The sequence below is a fragment of the Luteipulveratus flavus genome (assembly GCF_029439465.1).
Classification (GTDB): Bacteria; Actinomycetota; Actinomycetes; order Actinomycetales; family Dermatophilaceae; genus Luteipulveratus; species Luteipulveratus flavus.
The window spans coordinates 107,721-128,937 of record NZ_JAROAV010000023.1 but is presented as its reverse complement, the minus strand read 5'-3'; the positions used below and the strand labels follow the sequence as shown (position 1 = coordinate 128,937).

Below are 21,217 nucleotides of genomic sequence, written 5' to 3'. Positions count from 1 at the left end.
TCCACGCGGCCGACACAGACGCGAAGGGAGCACGATGAGTACGCCCGCGAAGGACACGACGATGGGTGGGCGCTACACGCTCACCGACCGCATCGCCGCCGGTGGCATGGGTGAGGTGTGGAAGGCGCGCGACGACATCCTCGGCCGTACGGTCGCCCTGAAGGTCCTCAAGGCCGGCCTGACCGACGAGACCGGGTTCACCGAGCGCTTCCGCAACGAGGCGCGGCTGTCCGCGGCCCTCACGCACGGCAACATCGCCTCGGTCTACGACTACGGCGAGGACGAGGGCACCGCCTACCTCGTCATGGAGTTCGTCCCCGGGCGGCCGCTGTCCAAGATCATCGAGCAGCGCGCCCCGATGTCGCCGATCGACACGGTCGAGATCATCAGCCAGGCGGCCGCTGCGCTGCAGGCCGCCCACAAGAACGGCCTCATCCACCGCGACGTCAAGCCGGCGAACATCCTGATCGACCCGGACGGCACCGCCAAGCTCACCGACTTCGGCATCGCGCGCGCGGTCGGGTCGGTCGCCATGACCAAGACGGGCGAGGTCATGGGTACGGCCCAGTACCTCGCGCCCGAGTCGGCGATGGGCCGCCCCTCCACGAACCTCTCCGACGTGTACGCCCTCGGCGTCGTCGCGTACGAGATGCTCGCCGGCCGCCGCCCGTTCGAGGCGGACACCGCGGTCGCCCTGGCGCTGGCGCACGTCAACGAGCCGCCGCCGCCGCTGCCGCCGTTCGTCCCGCCGACGATCCGCGCGGTCGTCGCGGCGTCCCTGGAGAAGGACCCGGGCCGCCGTCCCGGCAGCGCCGCCGAGTTCGGCCGCGCGATGCGGCAGGCGCTGCGCGACGCCGACCGGATGGGCATGCTGCGGCAGGGCCCGCCGCCGGGTCCGCAAGGCCCCGGCCAGCGGCTGCCGAGCTCTGGCCCCCAGCCGACCGGCGCGCGTCCCGCTGCCCCGTCCGGTCCGCAGCACGTCGGCCCGCCGTCCGGTCCGAACCGGTCCGCCGCGAGCTCCGGCCCGAACCCGCAGGCCGCCCGCTCCGGTCCGCAGCGCGTGGGTCCGCCGTCCGGTCCGAACACCCAGGCCGGCCACCGTCCGGGCCACGGCTCGGGTCCGAACCCGCAGGTCGGCCCGAACCAGCAGCCGAACCACCAGCAGCAGCGGCCCGTCGGCGCCTCGTCGGGCCAGGGCTCCTCGCCGGACTCCGGCCAGGTGACCCGGTCCCGGCTGAAGACGCAGCCGGAGTCGGTCAAGAGCACACGTCAGCAGGGGCCGGTCGGCGCGTCCGGCCGGGAGAGCGGCTCACCCGTGGGGTGGGCGCGCAACAAGGGGGTCCTCATCGGTTCCGTGATCGGTGCGCTCGTGCTCATCGGAGTGCTCGTCGCGGTGCTGACCAGTGGCGGCGGGGGTACCCCGACGCAGACCCGAACCGGTCCCGGCGGCTCCCCGCTGCAGACCGGCCCGTTCAAGACGCCGTTCTCGCCGGTGGACTGACGTGAAGGAGAGCTCAGTGAGTGACAGTCCCCGGGTGCTCGGCGGCCGCTACGAGGTCGGTGAGCTGATCGGCCGTGGCGGCATGGCCGAGGTCCATCTGGGCCACGACACCCGTCTCGGTCGGCAGGTCGCGATCAAGATGCTGCGTGCCGACCTGGCCCGTGACCACACGTTCCTGACCCGTTTCCGGCGGGAGGCCCAGTCGGCCGCCGGCCTGAACCACCACGCCATCGTCGCGGTGTACGACTCCGGTGAGGACGTCTTCATCGAGACCGGCGGTGGCCGTGTCGACGTGCCGTACATCGTCATGGAGTACGTCGACGGCAAGACGCTGCGCGAGGTCCTCAACGAGGAGGGCCGGCTGGCCCCCGACGAGGCCGCCCGCATCACGATGGGCGTGCTGTCGGCGCTGGAGTACTCCCACGACAAGGGCATCGTCCACCGCGACATCAAGCCCGCGAACGTCATGGTGACCCGCGGCGGCAGCGTGAAGGTGATGGACTTCGGCATCGCCCGGGCGCTCGCCGACGCCGGCGCCACCATGACGTCCGCCCAGGCCGTCGTCGGCACCGCCCGCTACCTGTCCCCGGAGCAGGCGCAGGGCGAGACCGTCGACGAGCGGTCCGACCTCTACTCCACCGGCTGCCTGCTGTTCGAGCTGCTCGCCGGCCGTACGCCGTTCGTCGGCGAGCCGGTCAGCCTGGTCTACCAGCACATCCAGGACCAGCCCTCGGCCCCGTCGACGTACGAGCCGTCGATCCCGGAGAACCTGGACGCGGTCACCCTGCACGCGCTGGAGAAGGACCGCGACCAGCGGTACCAGTCGGCGGCGGACTTCCGCTCCGACCTGCAGGCCACCCGGACGGGTGCGCCCATCAGCGAGGGGGCAGCCGCGACCGCGGCCGCGCTGGCGATCGACCCGACCGAGGCCCGGCGCCGCCCGGAGGCCGTCGCGCCGATGACTCCGGACCGGACCGACAGCACCGCCGACATCGCCCAGCACGACGAGCGCCCGCGCCGCACCGGCCTCTGGGTCGTCGCGGCCCTGGTCGCGCTGCTGGCGATCTTCGGCATCGGGTACGCCCTGATGAACGGTGACAGCGGCGGCGGGACGGCGTCCGGGACCACGACCGTCCCGAGCGTGCTGCAGATGCCGGAGCAGCGCGCGACCGAGATGCTGCGGACGGAGGGGTTCAAGGTCGCCGCCACGCGGGCGCCGCACGCCGAGGCCGCCGGCACCGTCTACGGGCAGACGCCGAACGGCGGGGGTGCCGCAACCACCGGCAGCACCGTGACGATCCAGGTGTCCACCGGGCCGGCCGCCCTGCAGGTCCCGGACGTACGCGGAAAGATCGAGTCCGCGGCGCGGCAGGCGCTGCGGGACGCGGGGTTCACCGACGACCAGGTGAGCCTCGGTAAGGAGCAGAACAACACGAAGTACCCGGAGGGCCAGGTCGCCACCATGACGCCGGCACAGGGCACCTCGGTGGAGCGGGACGCGAAGATCGAGCTGCGCATCTCCACGGGGAAGGTGCAGATCCCCACCGGCCTCGACAACACCGACGCCAGCGCCGTCGCCGTGACCCTCAACCAGCTGGGCCTGAAGTACGAGCAGATCGACCGTACGGTCGACTTCCAGGGCACGCTCGGCAAGGTCATCGACCTCGACCCGTACGAGGGCGCGATGGTGCCGCTCGGCTCGACCGTGAAGCTGTACGTCGCCACCGGGCTGCGGACCCAGCAGCCGAGCACCCCGCCGCCGAACGGCAACGGGAACGGCAACGGGAATGGCAACGGCAACGGCAACGGAAATGGCAACGGCAACGGCAACGGGACCAGCTCCAGCCCGACACCCACCCCGACCCAGACGACGCCGACGCCGACGCCCACGACCCAGACCCAGCCGACACCGACGCCGCAGACACCGCCACCGCCGTTCCCGACCTTCCCCTGAGCGGGTCGCGAACGACAGCGCCGCGGGCGGCCGTCACTCCTGAGGAGTGGCGGCCGCCCGCGGCGTTCTGCGGTCCCTACCGCTGGGTGGGCTGCGGGCGACGCAGCGCGGCGCGGGGCACCTCGGTGAGCGACGCCGGCAGGATGCGCATCAGCGCACCGACGGCACCCGCGACGGCGAACGCCGCGAGGAGAACCCAGAGAACACCCATCGGGGTGAACGCGAACAGGCCGGCGCCGGCGCCGAGCCCGGTCGCCGCGGGCGGACCGAGAGGGTTGTGGTACATCGAACCTCCGTGTGGATTGAGTAAGGGCTACCAGTTCTTCTTCGTCCGCAGGAGGGCGGCGAGGAAGGCGCGGGCCTGCACGTACTGCAGGGTGATGTCGTACGGCATCTCGATCAGCAGCACGCCGGCGACGAGCATCTGCCGGGGGCCGCGAGAGCGCACGGTGACGACTCGTTCGAGCATGTAGACGACCGTGACGGCCATCCAGAACGCGACGACGTGGAACGACTGGGTGACGACCGCGGCGACGATGGTCGCCAGGTACAGCACGGTGACGAGGATGCCGAGCCCGGACCACCACTGCAGGAACTGGTACTTGGCGGTGTACCGGGTCAGGCCGTAGTGGTTGTTGTTCTCGATGGCGCCGCGCTTCCAGCGGAATCGCTGCAGCCGCAGGGCCTCCCAGGTCTCCATCACCTCGGTCCGCAGCCCGCACTCGGGCGGCGCGATGATCTCGTACCCCAGGTGCAGCAGCGCGAACGTCAGCTCGTTGTCCTCGGTCAACGCCTTGGTGTCGTACACGTGGGAGACGCGCCCGGTGTCGGGGATCCGGCCGGTCGAGCGGCCCTTGACGACGTCCTTGAGGCACTGGGCGGTGAACACCGTCGCGGTGCCGGTCAGGACCAGCGTCCGGCCGCCCTTGCGGGCCACGTCCCGGGCGTAGCGGGCGTACTCGTTGCGCTGGTACATGCCGACCAGGCCGCCGCCGTCCTTGCCGAGAAAGATGCCGCCGACCGCGTGGTACCCGCGGTCGATGTAGCCCAGGGCGTGCTCGAGGAAGTCGTCGTTCAACGCTGAGTCGGCGTCCATCACCATGATGGTGTCGGTGTCACGGCGGCTGCTCAGGTGCAGGTCGAGCCACTGGTTGAGGCCGCCGGCCTTCTTGTGGGTGTTGTCGACGGTGACGAAGACCTCGGCGCCGGCGTCCCAGGCGAGCCGGGCGGTGTCGTCGGTGCAGTTGTCGGCGATGACGACGACCCGGTACGGCTGCACCGTCTGCCGGCGCAGGCTGATCAAGGTGTCGGTGATGGGGGCGTACGTCGCGCCGGCGGCGTGCCGCCCGACGGTTGCGGCGGCGCGGCGGGTGCCCTCGTTGTGGGCAGGGATCAGGATGGTCAGCATGATGTTCGCATCGGCTCTCGGTGAGGAACGGGCCTCAGCGCAGACCGACCAGCCGGCCGACGGCGATGTAGTTCAGCACCGCGGGCGTGACGTGCGGCTGCTGCCGGCAGGTGACCAGGAGCAGGCGCCCGGCGGTCGAGGCCCCCGGCTCACCCCACACCTGCGGCAGGTACGGCAGGTCCTTCTTGCTCGGGACGTGCACCGCGGTGATCCGGTAGACCAGCCAGCGGTCTCCGCTGGCCTCCGTGCGCAGGTACACCAGCTGCCCGACCAGCCGGTCGTTCTGGACGTACAGGCGGTTGAACGCGGTCTCCAGGTCCTTGGAGGAGTGGCCGGCGACGACGGTCAGGCTCGGGCTGGTGGTCCCCGGCTGGGCGAAGTCGGTGCACCCGAAGACGCCGCCGAAGCCCGGCCCGCTGTGCGGCGGGTCGATGACCCGGCGGCAGCCGTCCAGCGGCTTCACGTCGGTGCTGATGCGCAGGTCCGCGTCGGCGTTCGGGATGTAGATCTGGGTGGCGGGCGAGGGCCGGACGACGTCCGCCGCGCTCGCCGGCGCGGACCCGTTCTGCGACGCCCCCGCCCGGGGCCCGGAGACCGGGACGATGTCGGTCTCCGCGCGCAGTCGCGGCTGCGGGAGTGCGTCGTACGTGGGCTGGTTCTGGTGGTGGTAGGCCCACCCCAGCAGGGCCACGACCGACACGACGAAGACGGCCGCCATCAGCCTGAGCGGCCAACGACGCGCCTGGTAACTCCGACGAGATCCCCTGGTCTCGGGCTGCTCGTGCACGGTGCTGTGTCCTCAAGTCCCCGAGGAATGACAGGTCAGTCCCTCCTGGGACGCCTCATGCTCGGCGAGAGCATATACAGAGCCTTTACCTTTTGTTGCATTTTCCTTGACTCTCGCCCGGGCGCCGACGCGTGGTCCACCGCCGTTGTCGACCGAGCCGCCCGCCGGCGGCTGGGTAGGCTCGGAAAGACGCCGGGCCGCCGCCCCTGCACGACCGCGGCCACCGCGGGAGGCGGGACGGGCCCTTCCGGCGCGAAGGGAGTGGCCATGCCCGTTCTCGCCCAGCTCGCAGCTGCCGGCTCCGAGCCCGACGGACTGCTCCCGGCGCGCGAGCAGATGGCGTTCTCGCTCGGATGGCACATCGTCCTCGCGTCGTTCGGGGTCGCCTTCCCCGCGATGATCTTCGTCGTGCACCGCCGCGGCCTCGTGCGCAGCGACCCGACCGCGCTCGGTCTGGCCCGGCGCTGGGGCAAGGTGGCGGCCGTGCTGTTCGCGATCGGCGCGGTATCCGGGACGGTCCTGAGCTTCGAGATGGGCCTGCTGTGGCCGGGACTGATGGGCCGGTTCGGTGACGTGCTCGGTCTGCCGTTCGCCTTCGAGGGACTCTCCTTCTTCGTCGAGGCGATCTTCATCGGCATCTACCTCTACGGCTGGGACCGGATGCCGCCCCGGCGGCACCTGCTGATGCTCGTACCGATGATCGCGGCCGGGGTCTTCGGCACGTACTGCGTGATCTCGGTCAACGCCTGGATGAACATGCCGACCGGGTTCCGGATCGTCGACGGCCAGGTCACGGACGTCGATCCGTGGGCGGTGCTGCTCAGCTCGGGTGCGGTGCTGCAGTTCGCGCACATGTGGGTCGGCGCGTTCATGCTCGTCGGCTTCGTCGTCGCCGCCGTGTACGCCGCCGGGATGCTGCGCGGTCGCCGCGACAGCCACCACCGGCTGGGGTTCACGGTCCCGTTCGTGTTCGCCTCCGTCGCCGCGGTGCTGCAGCCGGTCCTCGGCCACGTGCTGGGCATGCGGCTGGGTGAGACGCAGCCCTCCAAGCTGGCCGCGTTCGAGCTCGCGACGACGACCGAGCAGCCGGCGCCACTGCGCATGGGCGGGGTGCTCATCGACGGCGAGCCCCGCGCGTACGTGGAGATCCCGAAGTGGGGTTCGTTCATCGCGCGCGGCTCGTTCGACAAGCCGGTCCGGGGACTCGACACCTTCCCCGCCGCGGATCGGCCACCGGTCAACATCACGCACCTGGCGTTCCAGTCGATGGTCGGCATCGGGACGCTGCTCGCGGTGGCGGTGGTGATCTTCTGGGTCGCCCGCTGGCGGGGGCGCGACCTGCTGGAGCAGCGCTGGGCCCTGCTCGCACTCGTGGTGGCCGGCCCGCTCGCCGTCGTGGCGTTGGAGTCGGGCTGGGTCGCCACGGAGGTCGGGCGCCAGCCGTGGACGGTCTTCGGGTACCTGCGCACCACCGAGGCCGCCGGCAGCAACGGCTGGCTGTGGCTCGTGCTCGCCGTGACGCTGGTCGTCTACACGGCGATGACGGTCGGCGCCGTCGTCGTGCTGCGGTCGATGACCCGCCGCTGGCGGGCGGGCGAGGAGGACCTGCCCAGCCCGTACGGCCCTCAGCTCGCGGACGCCGTCGGCTCGGACGCGGTCGCCGCGGACGCCGCCGGCTCGCACCCCAGCGGCTCGGACGGCGGCGGGGCGTGGCGGTCATGAGTCTGCCGACCGCAGTGGCGGCGGCCCTGTTCGTCGGGATCATCGCCTACGCGCTGCTCGGCGGGGCCGACTTCGGCTCGGGCTTCTTCGACCTCACCGCCGGCGGAGCGGGTACCGGCGCCGCGCTGCGCACGCAGATCGACCACAGCATCGGCCCGGTGTGGGAGGCCAACCACGTCTGGCTGATCTACGTCCTCGTCATGTGGTGGACCGGCTTCCCCGAGGCGTTCGCCGCCGCGATGAGCACGCTGATCGTGCCGTTGCTGCTGGCCCTGCTCGGCATCGTCCTGCGCGGCGCCGCCTTCGCGTTCCGCAAGTACGCCGCCACGCTGCGGCAGGCCCAGCTGTTCGGTGCGGTCTTCGCGGGGGCGTCGCTGATCACGCCGTTCTTCCTCGGCACCGTCGCCGGCGCGATCGCGTCCGGCCGCGTCCCCCTGCGCGGGCGTGGCGACCTGTGGACGTCGTGGCTCAACCCGACGTCGGTGGTCGGCGGCCTCGTCGCGATCGGCACCTGCGCGTTCCTCGCCGGCGTGTTCCTCGTCGCCGACGCCGCCCGCGCCGGCAGCACCGCGCTGGTGGGCACGCTGCACCGACGCACGCTCGCCGTCGGCGTCGGGACCGGGGTGGTGGTCTTCGCCGGGCTGGTCCCGCTGGACGGCGACGCCCCCGTGCTCTGGGACGGCCTCACCGGTCGCGCGCTGCCGCTGGTGATCACCTCGGCGGTCGCCGGCAGCGCCACGCTCGCGCTGGTCTGGACGCACCGCTACGGACCGGCACGCGTGACGGCCGTCGCCGCTGTCGCGACGGTCGTGAGTGCCTGGGGTGTGGCGCAGTACCCGCGGATGCTCGTCGACCACGTCCGGATCGATGACGCGGCCGGCGCGGACGCCACCTTGTGGGGGCTGCTGATGGTCGCGGTACTGGCCGGGCTGATCGTGCTGCCCGCCCTGGCCTACCTGTTCGTGCTGACCCAGTCGCAGAGCTGGACCACCGAGCACCACGCGACCTCCGAGCACGGCCACGCGTGAGGCGGACACCCCGGCGAAACGGTGCCCGTCCGGGTCAGGCGGTGACGGCGCGGTGCACCAGCGGCGCCAGACCGTGGGACCGCGCGACCGCGCCCTCGTCACCGCAGATGGCCAGCCAGTTCGCGAGCATCCGGTGACCGCCCTCGGTCAGCACGCTCTCGGGATGGAACTGCAGCCCGTGCAGCGGCAGGCTGCGGTGCTGGGCCGCCATGATCACGCCGGTCGAGGTCCGGGCGGTGACGACCAGCTCGTCCGGCACGGTGGCCGGGTCGATGGTCAGCGAGTGGTAGCGCGTCGCGGTGAACGGTGACGGCAGCCCCGCCAGCACCCCGGCCCCGTCGTGCTGCACCCGGGACGTCTTGCCGTGCAGCAGCTCCGGCGCCCGGTCCACCACCGCACCCAGCACGACACCGAGCGCCTGGTGACCCAGGCAGACCCCGAGCATGGGCTGCTCCCGCTCGCCGCACGCCTCGATCATCGCCATCGACACGCCCGCCTCCTCGGGAGTCCCCGGCCCCGGGGAGACCAGCACCCCGTCGTACTCCGCGGCCTGCGCCGTACTGACCGCGTCGTTGCGGACCACGGTGCAGTCGGCGCCGAGCTGCTCGAGGTAGCCGACGATCGTGAAGACGAAGCTGTCGTAGTTGTCGACGACGAGGACGCGGGTGGCCGCCACGGCTCAGCCCTTCGGACGCGCGTGGTGCAGGCTCAGCGAGCCGGCGTACGCGGGGAAGGAGGCGGTCACGGACTTCACGTCGTAGGTGACGCCCGCCAGGTCGGAGCGCTCGCGGTAGTCGCTCACGTCCAGGTCGTCGTCCAGGCCGCGCTTGAGCGCGCCCGGGTCGCCGATCGCGGTGATGGTGAAGGGCGGGGAGTACACCCGGCCCTGCAGGATCAAGGTGTTGCCGACGCACCGCACCGCGCTGGTCGAGATGACCCGCTGGTCCATCAGCATCATCGAGGTCGCGCCGCTCTGCCACAGGGCGTTGACCACGGCCTGGACGTCCTGCTGGTGCACCACGAGCCAGTCGACGTTGCCGTCCTTGGGGAGGTCCTCGACCGTCCGGTCGGAGTCGTCGAGGGTGACCTTCAGGCCGCGACCCTTGACCGCCGTGAGGCCGGCGTCCGGCGCGACCGCGTCGGCGCGCTGGGTCAGCGACCGCAGCTCGACGCTGCCGGGCGCGCTCGCGTTGGCCTTGGTGAGCGTGGTGACCTCGTTGCGCAGACCCTGGACGTCGCGCTGCTGGCCCGCGACCTTCCGGTTGGCGTCCTGGACGACGCCGACCAGCGAGGTCTGCCCGGGCCGCAGGTCGGTGCCCTCGGACACGTTGGCGCTGGTACCGAACAGCAGACCGGCCGCCACGGCGACGAACGGCACGACGTACGCCCAGGCGCGACGGCGTCGGGGGGTGGTCGTGCTCGACATGCGCGGACTCCGAGGTAGCAGGGGCGCTCTCACCTGCTCACAGCAGGATGCTCGCCGCAGCGACGCCACCGTGGGCGAGAGCCGGGTGAACTAGGCTGTAGCCTAACCGCCGGCCGGGGCGGCACCCGGGTGTGCCCGCAGATCCGGTCCGGTGGACGACATGAGTCACCCGAGCGAAGGAGTCAGGGCGTGAGCACGTCCGAGGAGAAGGACAGGGCCGGCGCCGGAGGTGATGTCGACGCAGGCGCGTCGAAGGCGTCCTCGGAGACGGCACACCAGGATGCGAAGAAGGCCTCCGCAGGCGCGAAGGCCTCCGGCACCAAGGGGAGCGCAGCCAAGGCGAGCGGAGCGAAGGCGGCCGGCGCGAGCAAGGCCGACGACGCCGAGCCCGCCAAGACCTCTCGCCGTGGCGACCGCCCGCAGAAGGTCCCCGGCGGTCCGAGCTCGACGCTGTTCAAGGTCGTCATGCTCGGCCTCATGGTCGTCGGCCTGATCTGGATCGTCGTCTTCTACCTGGCCAACGGCAAGGCACCGATCCCGGGGATCAGCTACGGCAACCTGGCCATCGGGTTCGCCCTCATCATGGTCGGCTTCGCGATGACGACCCGCTGGCGCTGACACCGTCCGTACGCCGAAAGGCCCGCCTCCCGCACCGGGAGGCGGGCCTTCGTCGGTGCGGCTCCCACACGTTGTCCACATGGTTGTCCACAGGCGGTGGATAAACCACAGCGGTGTAACTCCGGTGGTGCGCGGGTCGTCCACAGCGGATCGGCGCAGGAGCGCCCGGAGGCCCCCCGTCGTTCCTGTGGGGAACGGTCAGCCCATGATCAGACCGGGCGGGAGGGTGACGGTCTGGTAGCGGATCACCGCGAGGACGGCCAGCACCAGGAGCACGCCCGCGAGAGCGCCCCAGTGCAGCTGTCGCCGGTCTCGGCCGAGAACGGCGATCACCGCCGCCACGGCCGCGCCGGTCACCGCGCCACCCAGGTGCGCCTGCCAGGCGATGTTGCTCACGAAGAACGGGATCGCGGCGTTGATCGCGATCATCGTCAGCATCGGCCCGATCTCGCGACCGAGGTGCCGGTTGAGCACCACGACCGCCGCGAACAGGCCGAACACCGCGCCGGACGCGCCCACCGTCGGGGTGAACCAGCCGCTGTCCTGCCACTGCTCGGCGGTGGCCGGCGTCGAGGCGAGCAGGGCGTACCCGACCGAGCCGCCCACGGCGGACACGAGGTAGAGCGCGAGGAAGCGGGCCCGGCCCAGCATCGGCTCGAGGTACTGCCCGCAGATCCACAGGGCGTACATGTTGAACAGGATGTGCAGGATCGAGTTCGGGTCGTGCAGGAACGCCGCGGTGAGGAAGCGCCACGGCTCGTCCCGACCGAGGACGGGCGCGAACTGCAGGTCGGCCGTGACGCGGTCGGTGCTCAGCTGACCGACGTACACGACCACGCAGATCGCGATGAGCGCGATCGTGACGACTGGTCGTCCCGACACGGCCCGGCCGCCGAAGATGCTGCGCGTCACCGGCGACGAGCGTTGCTGCTCCTTGACGCAGTCGACGCACTGGATGCCGACGGACGCCGGGCGCTGGCACGCCGGGCAGGTCGGCCGGTTGCACCGCTGGCAGCGGACGTACGCGACCTGGTCCGGGTGACGGGGACAGGTGGGTGGCGCCTCGGCGGGCGGCTCGGCGGTCGGGCCGGTCGGGGACGACATGGGGGTCTACCTCGGGTCGTGCTCGGTCAGCGCTCGACGGACACGCGCTCGATGACGACCGGGTCGACCGGCTTGTCCTGCGCGCCCGTACGGACGGCGGCGATCTTGTCGACGACCTCACGGGACGGGCCGTCGGCGACCTCGCCGAAGATCGTGTGCTTGCCCTGCAGCCAGCTCGTCGCGCCGACGGTGATGAAGAACTGCGAGCCGTTGGTGCCCTTGCCGCCGCGCTTGCCGGCGTTGGCCATGGCCAGGACGTACGGGGCGTTGAAGTTCTTGTCCGGGTGGATCTCGTCGTCGAACTCGTAGCCCGGGCCGCCGATGCCGATGCCCTTGGGGTCGCCGCCCTGGATCATGAAGCCGGGGATGATGCGGTGGAACGTCAGACCGTCGTAGAAGGGCGTGGGGCTGGTGCGCCCGGCGTCGTCCTTGTACTCCTTCTCGCCCGTGGCGAGACCGACGAAGTTGGCCACCGTGGTCGGCGCCTCGTTCGGGAACAGCGTCACGTTGATGTCGCCGTGGTTGGTGTGCAGCGTCGCATTCATGCCGTCAGTGTTTCACGCGACGTACGGGCGTCCACGGGGCGGACACGACCGCTGCGGTGACCGGGCCGGGGTTTGGGTGCCTCCTGGCAGGGGCATAGGAGAACCAGGCAGTATGGGCCGGAACATCGACAGGCGAGGAGGACTCATGCCGTTCCGCAAGTCCCGTTCAGAGAAGGTGCGAGACCGGGCCGACGACCTCACCTCGGCGGCCGTCGACGCGCTGGGCTCGGTGAAGGAGAAGGTGACCCCCTACGTGGAGGACGCCGTCGACCGCGCCGCACCGGCCGCTCGGGCCGCTCTGGACAAGGCCAAGGACACAGCAGCCCCGGTGGCCGAGCGGACCAAGGAGGCAGCGCAGCCGAAGGTGCACACGGTCATCTCACGCGCGAAGGACTCCGACGCCCGCGAGAAGGTCGCCGCGTTCGCCGTGCCCGCCAAGGACAAGGTGGCCGCCGCCGCGGCTCCCGCGAAGGACAAGGTCGCCGCGTCCGCTGCGCCGGCTCGTGAGAAGGCCGCTGCGTTCGCCGCCCCGGCGATCGAGAAGGCCCAGGACGCCGGTCTGACCAAGGACCAGGCGTCCTCGCTGTTCTCCGACGAGTGGATGCCGCGCATCCAGAACGCCATCGCCGCGGCCGCCGCGACGACGAGTGCCGCGGTGGCGAAGCTGCCCGAGCCGGCGCAGGACACCGTCGCGCGGGTCGCGCCGGGCGTGGTCAAGCGCAAGAAGAAGGGCAAGCTGCTGATCGCCGTGGGCGTCATCGCGCTCGCAGGCGCGGCCGCGCTCTACGTCAGCGGTCAGCAGAAGAAGAAGTCGGACCCGTGGCACCAGGCGGAGCCGAACCAGGAGCCGACGCCGGTCAACCCGACCCAGGCGAGCACCGGCGACCTGGTGGGTGACACCGAGCGCGCCACGCAGGCGGAGCTCGCCGGTCCGGGTGGCGCCACCCGCGGCCGCCACTCCGCCGGCTGAGGCGGCCCTCCGGGCCCCCGCAGCACGCACGTCACGGACCCACCGACCCCGAACGGGGTCGGTGGGTCCTGTCGTGCTCCCCGTCGTCCGGGGCGACGCCGGACCGTATGCACCGCGTATGCGCACCCTGGCATCGTCGCGTCCTAGCGTCCCGGTTGTCGTGCTCGACCGGAGCATCGAAGGGGGTCAGGGTGGACTGTCTGACGCTGGGAACGCGGGCGCTGCTGGTCGTGGTGCTGGCCATCGCCCTGGTCTCCAAGAGCACGGCGCTCGGGCAGTTCACCGACTCGCTGCGCCACTGGCGGATCGTGCCGGCCCGCCTGGTCGCGCCCGTCGCCGTGGCGGTCCTTCTCCTCGAGGCCGCCGTCGCCGTCGGCCTGGCCCTGGCCGGCGGGACCGTGCTGCGGGTGACCTTCGTTGCCGCCGCCGTCCTGTTCGCCGGGCTCGGCGCCGCCGCCGCGCTCGTCCTGCACCGGGGTACCCGAGGCGCCACGTGCGCCTGCTTCGGCCGCAAGGACGTCCCGCTGAGTCGACGCGTGGTGTGGCGCAACGCTGGTCTCACCGGGGCCGCCGTGCTCGGTGCCGTGACCGCTGCGACCTCGTCCGACACCAGCCCGGGGAGCGCGCTGGTCGCCCTCGGTGCAGGTGCGGGGGTCGGCCTCCTGGTGGTCTTCCTCGACCCGCTGCTCGAGCTGTGGAGCCCACCCGATCGACGGACCGCCTCCCACCGGTTGTCCTGATCCGCCCGACCAGCCCGAATCGAGGAGTCCCATGTCGTTGCTCACCGGAGCCGTCGTCCTGCTGGCCATGGCCTGCGTCGCGAACCTCCTGCTGCTCGTCGCCGTCCTGCGCCGCCTGCGTGAGCACCAGGAGCGGCTGGACGCGGTGAGGCCCATCGGGGACACCGACGAGACCGAGCTCGCGCCGGGGCAGCAGATCGGCGGGTTCACCGCGACCACGACCTCGGGCGACGAGGTCGACCAGCAGAGCGCCGTCGCCGGGACGACCTACGTCGGGTTCTTCTCGCCCACCTGCCCGCCGTGCCACGAGCAGCTCCCGCTCTTCCTCGAGCGGCTCCCGCAGGACGCTCGAACCCTGGCCGTCGTGCTCGACGACGGGGACTCCCCGCAGGAGCGCGCCGAGATGGTCACCCGGCTGAAGGCGAGGACCCCCGTCGTGATCGCCCGGCCCGGCGACGAGATCGTGCAGGCCTTCGGGGTGAGCGCCTACCCCGCGATGTTCGTCCTCGACGGGGACGGCGTCGTCCAGGCCGGCGGCCACACCGTCGCCTCCCTGCCCCGGCTCCAGGCCGTGTGATGACCCGTACGCGGCCCACGTTCGAGGCCTTGCGCCTCGTCGGGAGATCCGCGCCCTGGCATCTGGCCGGCAGCTGGGCGATCAGTGCGGCGAGCGGACTCGCGCCGGTGGCGGCGGCCCTGCTGACCAAGACCCTGCTCGACGCGGTGTCGGCCCACGCCGCGTGGTCCGTCCTGCTGCCTCCGCTCCTCGGCCTGGCGGGGGTGGCCGTCGTGCTCGGCGCGGCCGGACCCGTGGGGACCTACCTCGAGGCCGAGCTCGGCCGTCGTGCGGGCCGGCTCGCCAAGCAGGACCTGTTCGCGGCGGTCCAGGGGCTGCAGGGCATCGCGCGCTTCGAGGACCCGCGGTTCCAGAGCCGGCTGCGGCTGGCGGAGAGCGCCGGCGGCAACTCGCCCGGGAGCATCGTGCGAGGGTCGCTCGGGCTCGCTCGCGCAGCCCTCACGACCGCGGGCATGGTGGGCGCCCTGCTCGTCGTGTCGCCGCTGCTCACGGCCGCCGTCGTCGTCGCCGCGGTGCCCGCGCTCCTCGCCGAGCTGCGCCTGAACCGTCGCAGGATGCAGGCCGAGTGGCAGACCGAGCCGATCGAGCGGCGTGAGTTCTTCTACACCTCGCTGCTGTCGGATGTTCAGGCCGCCAAGGAGATTCGGCTCTTCGGCCTCGGGACGTTCTTCGCCGATCGCATGCTGACCGAGCGGCGCCGAGCCGATGCGATGCGGCGCGCGGTCGACCACCGGGACCTCGTACTGCAGGGCGGCCTCTCGGTCATGACCGCCGCCGTCGCCGCACTCGGACTGGTGTGGGCCGTGGCCCGTGCGGCCGAGGGATCGGTGTCGGTCGGCGAGGTGTCGCTCGTCGTCGCGGCCATCGCCGGGCTGCAGAGCGCGCTCGCCGGCGCGGTCACCGCGCTCGGGGTGCTGCACCACGCCACCTCCGTCTTCCGCTACCACCTGGAGGTGCTCGCGACCGACGACGGAGGCCGGAGCGCCGCTGCCCCGGCGATCGAGACGCTGGAGCCCCTTCGTTCGGCCATCGTGCTGGACGACGTGTGGTTCCGGTACACCGAGGACTCGCCGTGGGTGCTGCGCGGGGTGAGCCTGACCATCCCGGCCGGGTCGTCCGTCGGCCTGGTCGGGCGCAACGGCGCGGGCAAGAGCACGCTGGTCAAGCTGCTGTGCCGCTTCTACGAGCCGACCCGCGGACGCATCCTCTGGGACGGCGTGGACCTCGCCCAGGTGCGGCCCGACGTCCTCCGCGAGCGTCTCGGTGCGGTGTTCCAGGACTTCATGTCCTACGAGCTGTCGGCGACGGAGAACATCGCGGTCGGGGACCGTGACCTGCTGGTCCGTCCGCACGCGGGCGAGGAGGTTCGCGCGGCGGCCGAGCGGGCCGGGATCGCCGCTGATCTGGAGCGCCTGCCGCGCGGCTACGACACGTTGCTCAGCCGGGTGTTCTTCGACGACTCGGCGGGCTCCGAGGACGACGCCGCGCAGCCCGAGGTGCACGGCTCGTACCTGTCCGGCGGGCAGTGGCAGAAGCTGGCGACGGCGCGGGCGCTGATGCGCGCCGACCGCGACCTGATGATCCTCGACGAGCCGTCGTCCGGCCTCGACCCGGCGGCGGAGCGGGACCTGCACCAGTGCCTGGCCCGTGCCCGCCACGGCCGGACGAACCTGCTGGTCTCCCACCGGCTCGGTGCGCTGCGGGACGCCGATCTGCTGGTGACGCTGGTGGACGGGCGGGTCGGTGAGTCCGGCACCCACGATGCCCTGCTCGCTCTCGACGGGCTGTACGCCGAGCTGTTCCGCGCCCAGGCGTCCGGGTACCAGATGGCAGCGGAGGCGTCATGAGGCGCGCTGCCGTGACCGCCGGCGTCGTGGGTGGTGCGTCGGTCGCCGCCCTGACCTGCTGGCTCCGGACCCGACTCATGGTCGTGTCCGTGACCGGGCGCAGCATGGAGCCGGCCCTGACGGCGTCCGACCGGGTGCTCGTCGCCCGCCGACGCCCGGCGCGTCTGCGGATCGGCGACGTCGTGGTCCTCGCCCCGTCGGACGACGCGCGCCGCCTCGACGGAGGCGACGGCTCTCCGGAGGCCCGGACCGCGTCCTGGCTGGTCAAGCGGGTGGCTGCGCTGCCGGGCGACGAGCTCCCCACCCGTGTCCCCGGTCGAGGCGACTCCGTACGCGTCCCCGCCGGGCACGTCGTCGTGCTGGGCGACAACGAGTCCGTCAGCTACGACTCGCGGCAGATGGGCCCGATCGGGTTCCACCAGCTGCGCGGCGTGGTGCTCCGACAGCTGAGCACCCGACCCCCCACAGACGACCGGTCCACGAGGCCGGCCGAACACACCCGTCCGGTCGACCGACCGGGCCACACCAGAGGAGATTCATCATGGGTTCCTTGAAGCGCGTCCTGGACAGCACGCTCGAGCGCCTCGTCCCCCACGCCACCGCGTCCGCCGGGTGTGCAGCGGAGTACCGCACCGAGTACCGGTGCAACTTCAACACCCGCGAGCGGCAGAAGCGCACCTGCAAGCTGGAGCTGAACTGCACCTGGAACTGTGGCGCCTGGACGTACACCGGCCAGAGCTGCTGAGCCGGTGACGATGCGGTCGGGGCCACGAGTGTCGCTCCGACCGCATCGTCACGCCGGGTTCGAGGGCGGCGCGCCGGCCGCCCGTCGCCGGGCCAGGACGAGCGGGCACTCCTCCAGCGCCAGCTCGTCCGCACCGACCTCGAGGCGCGCCCCCAGCAGTCGCTGCCTGCTCGTGATGAGCACCCGCGATGCGCCGACGCCGGGCAGCAGATGGCGCACCTGCTCGAAGCTCCCGACGTGGTCGAGAAGGACGAGGATGGCGCGGTCGGCGAGCAGTGAGCGGTACAACGCCGCGACCTCCGCGTCCGGCTGCTCGCTGAGGTCGACCCCGACCCCGAGGGCCCGGACGAACGCTCGCAGCACCGCGCTCGTCCCGGTGACGCCAGGAGCGAACGCGCCGAGGTCGGCGAAGAGCTGACCGTCGGGGAACCACTCGTCGTGGCGGACCGCCCACTCGACGGCGAGCGCGGTCTTCCCCACGCTGCTGGGGCCATGCACCACGAGCACCCCGCCGTCGGACCGCAGTGCGGTTGCCAGGGACTCCAGCTCCGCCGTACGGCCGACGAATCCCCGGTGCCGGTGTGGCAGCTGGCGGGGCGAGACGCCGGACGACCGGCTCGGCGCGGTCGGTACGGCGCCTTCGGTGGCGGACGGCATCCGCTCGCGGTTCAGGATCCGACGATGCAGCTCGGTCAGCTCGCTGCCGGGGTCCAGGCCCAGGTGGGTCGTCAGCTCGCGCACCGCGGACCGGTACGAGGCAAGGGCGCCGCTCACGTCTCCGCTCTCGTACAACGCCACCATGAGCTGGCCCCACAACCGTTCTCGCGTCGGGTGATCGGCGAGCACCGCCCGCGCCCGGTCGATCACGAACGACCAGACACCCTGGGCGAGCCGGATCGCGATGGTCTCCTCGGCGGCGGTCAGCGCCGACTGCTCCAACGCCTCCAGGTGCCGGCGTACGGCGCACCCGGCAGGGAGGTCGGAGCCCGCCGTCCCGCTCCAGAGCGCGGTCGCCTGCTCGTAGTGCGTGAGTGCGCGATCGGCCTCGCCCATGGCCCAGCTCGCCCGACCGGCCTCGATATGCGCATTGAACCGTTCGAGGTCGAGCTCCCCGGGAAGGACCCGCAGCCGGTAGCCGCGCGCCGACGAGCTCAGCCTCGGCCCCACCACGCGACGCAGACCGCTCATGTAGTTGCGCAGGTTGGCGAGGGCCGAACCGGGAGCGGTGTCCCACAGCAGCTGCTGCAGACGTGCGGTGCTGACGTCGCGGTTCGCGTTGAGGAGCAGACCTGCCAGCAGAGCACGGCGCATCGGGCCACCGAGCTGCAGCTCCTGCCCCTTCTCCTCGACCGAGATCTGACCCAGCACCCGGAAGCAGAAGTCGTGAGTCTCCATACGTACCAAGCCAACCGCACCGAACCGTCCCCTTTGGCGCTTGCGTCCAGACGAAATGAAACGACACGACCTCACCCCCCGGCGCCGGTCGAGCAGGCCGACATTTCGCCGGTCGAGTAGGGCGAACGCAGTGATGTCCGTATCGAGACCCGGTGACCGCGTGCACCTGGTCTCGATACGGGCCTCCGCGAGCTCCGGCCCTACTCGACCGGCGAATGTGCAAGCTCCGGCCCTACTCGACCGGCGAATGCGCGAACTCCGGCCCTACTCGACCGGCGAATGTGCAAGCTCTGGCCCTACTCGACCGGCGAATGTCAGGTCCGACCACTGCTGTGCGCTGCCCCGCCACACCCCGCCGGTCGAGTAGGGCGAACGCAGTGATGCCCGTATCGAGACCCGGTGACCGCGCGCACCTGGTCTCGATACGGGCCTCCGCAAGCTCCGAGCGACCGAGGGCGTCGAGCGCCTTGGACCGGCCTCGCCCGCGGGAGTGCGCATGGCGGTGATGGCCGACTTCTTCGAGTTCCTGGCCGAGGAGATGCCCGCCATGCTCGACCGCTGGCGAGAGCACCGCGAGCGCGAGTTCGGCACCTGAGACCCACCATGATCGCTGGTTGAGCCGGGCGAGCCGCTAGGCGAGTCCGAGTCGAAACCACCTGTGCCGCGACACCCGAGTCTCCCTGCGCCTCAACGGGTTTCGACTCGGACCTCCGCTAGCGCTCCGGTCCGGCTCAACCAGCGCGACGGGCCTGCCACACGACCGCCGGTCGAGTAGAGGCGAACGCAGTGATGCCCGTATCGAGACAAGCCGCACACGGTCACCTGGTCTCGACACGGGCCTCCGCGAGCTCCGGCCCGACTCGACCGGCAATCGGGCTACTCGGTCTGTGGGTACCAGGCAGGGTTGCGGCCGCTGCGGGCGAGCAGACGAGCGAGCCCGCCGTCGCCCGGGACCATCGACGGCGCGTCCTTGAACCCGGCCGCCGCGAACGACTCCTGCAGCATCAGGTCGAGCCCCTCGTGCGCTGCGGCCAGCTCGTCGGCGGCCAGGTCGAACGGCCTCCCCAGTCCGCGCGCGAGGTCCCAGGTGTGCAGGGCGGCCTCGGCGATCTGCTCCAGCAGCATCACGTCGACCGGCGTCACCCCGCGATAGGGCAGGACCACCTCGTCCGGGCCGTACGACCGCAGCGCCGCCAGCAACGACGCCGAACCCGCGCGCAGATCACCTTCGAGGTCTGCGGAGGCGACGTACGTCGGAGACCCGTCCGCGAACGGCAACGGCGCATCCGCGAGCGCTGCCGCCATCACCTGCTGCCAGCCGATCAGGTGCTGCAGGAGGCCGCGGACGTCGTACGCCTCGCACGGCGTCGGCCGATCGAGCTGCTCGGGCCGTACACCCGCCACGACGTCGGCCGTACGGGCGAGAACGGACGCGAGCAGGTCGATGCGGGCGACGACCGGAGCATCGGGCATGGCGCCCACGCTAGGACAGCGCCCCGCTCAGCCCTCCCAGACGGGCCGGAGCTCGACCGTCTCGCCGGGCCCGGAGAACGTGGCGACGATCTCCTCCGCGCGCTCGGGGCTCGCCACGTCGATCAGGAAGAACCCGGCCAGGTGCTCCTTCGCCTCGGCGTACGGGCCGTCGGTGGCGATGGGCTTGCCGCCCTCCCAGCGGTACAGCCGGGCGGAGGCCGGGTCGCCGAGCGCGGTCCCGCCCTGCAGCTCGCCGCTCTTGCTCATCTCCTCGAGGATCTGGTCGAACTCGGCCATGCCCTTCTCGCGCTCGGCCTGCGGGAGCGCCTGCTGCTCGGCGATGTAGTCGCCGGTCGGGTGACCCCACGGCTGCGGGTTGGAGTGGATCAGGATGACGTACTTCACGGTGCTCTCCTCGCTTCGACCGGTGGCGAACCCGGGCGGGCCCTCCACCGCAGCGTCGGAGCCCGTCAGGCGTTCTCGACATTCTCGGGCGCCGACCGCTCCAGCTGCTCCAATCCGTCGAGAAAGACCGAGAGCCCGAACGCCAGCTCGGTCTCGAAGAAGTCCTCGCCCTCGTCGTCCTCGAACCCGCTCTGAGCGGCGGCGAGCGCCGGCAGCCGATCGGCGTCGACGACCTCGGCGAGGCGGACGCTGTACCGTCGCGCCTCGTCGCTGACGGTCTCGCCCTCGCCGGGCAGCAGCCCGAGCTGGCGGGTGCTGCGGACGAAGTTGCGGACGTACCCGTCCAGCGCGAGCAGACCCGAGAGCCGCTGCTGGGTGGTGAGCCGGGTGTCCGCGAGGGCGCGCAGGCCGGCGTCGGTCCAGGCGAGGGCGTTCGGGGTGAGGGGCGGCGCGGTCAGCACGACGTCGACCGACCAGGGGTGGCGCCGGCAGGACGCGACGAGCCCGCGCGCCCACGCCTCCAGCCGCGTCCGCCACGGGCCGGTCGTGACGGCGGCGAGGTCGGGCTCCCCGAAGGCGAGGTCCAGCATCACGGCGCTGAGCTCGTCCTTGGAGTCGACGTACCGGTAGAGCGACATCGTGGTGAGGCCCAGCTCACCGGCGACCGCCTTCATCGACACGGCGTCCAGGCCGGAGCGGTCCGCGAGCGCGACGGCAGCGCCACCGACCTCCTGGATGGTGCGCGTCCGGCGAGGCCCGCGGCGGCCGGGCGGCTCCTGGTCCCAGAGCAGCTGCAGGTAGCGGGGCAGCGGCGGGAGGTCGTCCGGGGTCGGAGGCGGGACGGGCATGGCGACCACTCTAAGAGAAGTTACTGCTTGCGGTGCACACAGTTATGTCGTGGCACTTTCGCCCTGCGTGTACGAGTACGACGCAGCCGCCGAGCACACCGACGCCCGTTCGAGCCCGCCCCCT

At 71.9% G+C, this 21,217-nt stretch carries 22 protein-coding genes; 11 read left to right on the top strand and 11 right to left on the bottom strand.

The features are described from left to right. Nucleotides 1–34: 34 nt before the first annotated feature. Nucleotides 35–1,501, top strand: a complete 1,467-nt coding sequence (locus P4R38_RS06865; RefSeq protein ID WP_277191583.1) for a serine/threonine-protein kinase — start codon at nt 35–37, stop codon at nt 1,499–1,501. Between the two features lie 16 nt (nt 1,502–1,517). Continuing rightward, nucleotides 1,518–3,455: a Stk1 family PASTA domain-containing Ser/Thr kinase gene (gene pknB / locus P4R38_RS06860; protein ID WP_277191582.1), complete on the top strand. Its 1,938-nt coding sequence runs from the start codon at nt 1,518–1,520 to the stop codon at nt 3,453–3,455. Between the two features lie 76 nt (nt 3,456–3,531). Here the strand turns inward: pknB and P4R38_RS06855 are convergent, their stop codons facing one another. From P4R38_RS06855 to P4R38_RS06845, 3 genes are read right to left on the bottom strand one after another with little or no spacing between them, the layout of a single operon-like run. After that, nucleotides 3,532–3,741, bottom strand: coding sequence for a hypothetical protein (locus tag P4R38_RS06855; protein ID WP_275236848.1), 210 nt, complete (start codon nt 3,739–3,741; stop codon nt 3,532–3,534). A 27-nt stretch (nt 3,742–3,768) separates the two neighbouring features. Continuing rightward, nucleotides 3,769–4,863: a glycosyltransferase gene (locus P4R38_RS06850; RefSeq protein WP_277191581.1), complete on the bottom strand. Its 1,095-nt coding sequence runs from the start codon at nt 4,861–4,863 to the stop codon at nt 3,769–3,771. A gap of 34 nt (nt 4,864–4,897) precedes the next feature. Then, nucleotides 4,898–5,581 carry a sortase domain-containing protein gene (locus tag P4R38_RS06845; protein WP_277191580.1) on the bottom strand — a complete coding sequence of 228 codons (684 nt, stop codon included), beginning with the start codon at nt 5,579–5,581 and terminating at the stop codon, nt 4,898–4,900. A 336-nt stretch (nt 5,582–5,917) separates the two neighbouring features. On the opposite strand from P4R38_RS06845, the gene P4R38_RS06840 reads away from it, so the two are divergent. Together P4R38_RS06840 and P4R38_RS06835 are read left to right on the top strand one after the other, a co-directional pair. After that, entirely contained in the window at nt 5,918–7,372 is a 1,455-nt protein-coding gene (locus tag P4R38_RS06840) for a cytochrome ubiquinol oxidase subunit I (RefSeq protein WP_277191579.1), read from the top strand. Beyond that, nucleotides 7,369–8,400, top strand: a complete 1,032-nt coding sequence (locus P4R38_RS06835) for a cytochrome d ubiquinol oxidase subunit II (protein ID WP_277191578.1) — start codon at nt 7,369–7,371, stop codon at nt 8,398–8,400. The genes P4R38_RS06840 and P4R38_RS06835 overlap by 4 nt, the downstream gene beginning before the upstream one ends. A 34-nt stretch (nt 8,401–8,434) precedes the next feature. Here P4R38_RS06835 and P4R38_RS06830 read toward each other — a convergent pair whose 3' ends face one another. Next, complete coding sequence (locus tag P4R38_RS06830) at nt 8,435–9,076, bottom strand: aminodeoxychorismate/anthranilate synthase component II (RefSeq protein ID WP_277191577.1); 642 nt, start codon at nt 9,074–9,076, stop codon at nt 8,435–8,437. 3 nt (nt 9,077–9,079) lie between these two features. Then, nucleotides 9,080–9,826 carry a DUF881 domain-containing protein gene (locus tag P4R38_RS06825; protein ID WP_275236854.1) on the bottom strand — a complete coding sequence of 249 codons (747 nt, stop codon included), beginning with the start codon at nt 9,824–9,826 and terminating at the stop codon, nt 9,080–9,082. Nucleotides 9,827–10,015: 189 nt separating this feature from the next. On the opposite strand from P4R38_RS06825, the gene P4R38_RS06820 reads away from it, so the two are divergent. Then, nucleotides 10,016–10,444, top strand: a complete 429-nt coding sequence (locus tag P4R38_RS06820) for a cell division protein CrgA (RefSeq protein WP_275236856.1) — start codon at nt 10,016–10,018, stop codon at nt 10,442–10,444. Between the two features lie 198 nt (nt 10,445–10,642). Here the strand turns inward: P4R38_RS06820 and P4R38_RS06815 are convergent, their stop codons facing one another. Both P4R38_RS06815 and P4R38_RS06810 read right to left on the bottom strand, forming a co-directional pair. Then, entirely contained in the window at nt 10,643–11,548 is a 906-nt protein-coding gene (locus P4R38_RS06815) for a rhomboid family intramembrane serine protease (RefSeq protein ID WP_277191576.1), read from the bottom strand. A gap of 26 nt (nt 11,549–11,574) precedes the next feature. Beyond that, nucleotides 11,575–12,093 carry a peptidylprolyl isomerase gene (locus tag P4R38_RS06810; protein WP_277191574.1) on the bottom strand — a complete coding sequence of 173 codons (519 nt, stop codon included), beginning with the start codon at nt 12,091–12,093 and terminating at the stop codon, nt 11,575–11,577. 145 nt (nt 12,094–12,238) lie between these two features. Here P4R38_RS06810 and P4R38_RS06805 point away from each other — a divergent pair, with 145 nt between their 5' ends. From P4R38_RS06805 to P4R38_RS06780, 6 genes are all read left to right on the top strand, one after another. Further along, entirely contained in the window at nt 12,239–13,063 is an 825-nt protein-coding gene (locus P4R38_RS06805) for a hypothetical protein (protein ID WP_277191573.1), read from the top strand. 191 nt (nt 13,064–13,254) lie between these two features. Next, entirely contained in the window at nt 13,255–13,803 is a 549-nt protein-coding gene (locus P4R38_RS06800; protein WP_277191572.1) for a MauE/DoxX family redox-associated membrane protein, read from the top strand. A 31-nt stretch (nt 13,804–13,834) separates the two neighbouring features. Next, the gene (locus P4R38_RS06795) at nt 13,835–14,380 is read left to right on the top strand and encodes a TlpA family protein disulfide reductase (RefSeq protein WP_277191571.1); all 546 of its coding nucleotides are present in this window, start codon (nt 13,835–13,837) and stop codon (nt 14,378–14,380) included. Continuing rightward, the gene (locus P4R38_RS06790; RefSeq protein ID WP_277191570.1) at nt 14,380–16,227 is read left to right on the top strand and encodes an ABC transporter ATP-binding protein; all 1,848 of its coding nucleotides are present in this window, start codon (nt 14,380–14,382) and stop codon (nt 16,225–16,227) included. Before P4R38_RS06795 ends, P4R38_RS06790 begins: the two co-directional genes overlap by 1 nt. Next, a complete protein-coding gene (locus P4R38_RS06785; protein WP_277191569.1) occupies nt 16,224–16,781 on the top strand; it encodes a S26 family signal peptidase in 558 nt (185 codons plus the stop codon). Before P4R38_RS06790 ends, P4R38_RS06785 begins: the two co-directional genes overlap by 4 nt. Then, the gene (locus tag P4R38_RS06780; protein ID WP_277191568.1) at nt 16,769–16,972 is read left to right on the top strand and encodes a hypothetical protein; all 204 of its coding nucleotides are present in this window, start codon (nt 16,769–16,771) and stop codon (nt 16,970–16,972) included. Before P4R38_RS06785 ends, P4R38_RS06780 begins: the two co-directional genes overlap by 13 nt. 48 nt (nt 16,973–17,020) lie before the next feature. Here P4R38_RS06780 and P4R38_RS06775 read toward each other — a convergent pair whose 3' ends face one another. The 4 genes from P4R38_RS06775 to P4R38_RS06760 form a co-directional block, all read right to left on the bottom strand. Beyond that, nucleotides 17,021–18,367 carry an AfsR/SARP family transcriptional regulator gene (locus P4R38_RS06775; protein ID WP_277191566.1) on the bottom strand — a complete coding sequence of 449 codons (1,347 nt, stop codon included), beginning with the start codon at nt 18,365–18,367 and terminating at the stop codon, nt 17,021–17,023. A gap of 876 nt (nt 18,368–19,243) precedes the next feature. Continuing rightward, nucleotides 19,244–19,840 (bottom strand): TIGR03086 family metal-binding protein, encoded by a 597-nt coding sequence (locus tag P4R38_RS06770; protein WP_277191565.1) that lies wholly within the window; start codon nt 19,838–19,840, stop codon nt 19,244–19,246. 27 nt (nt 19,841–19,867) lie between these two features. Further along, entirely contained in the window at nt 19,868–20,245 is a 378-nt protein-coding gene (locus P4R38_RS06765; RefSeq protein WP_277191564.1) for a YciI family protein, read from the bottom strand. Nucleotides 20,246–20,310: 65 nt separating this feature from the next. Next, nucleotides 20,311–21,093, bottom strand: a complete 783-nt coding sequence (locus tag P4R38_RS06760) for a TetR/AcrR family transcriptional regulator (RefSeq protein WP_277191563.1) — start codon at nt 21,091–21,093, stop codon at nt 20,311–20,313. Between the last annotated feature and the right edge of the window lie 124 nt (nt 21,094–21,217).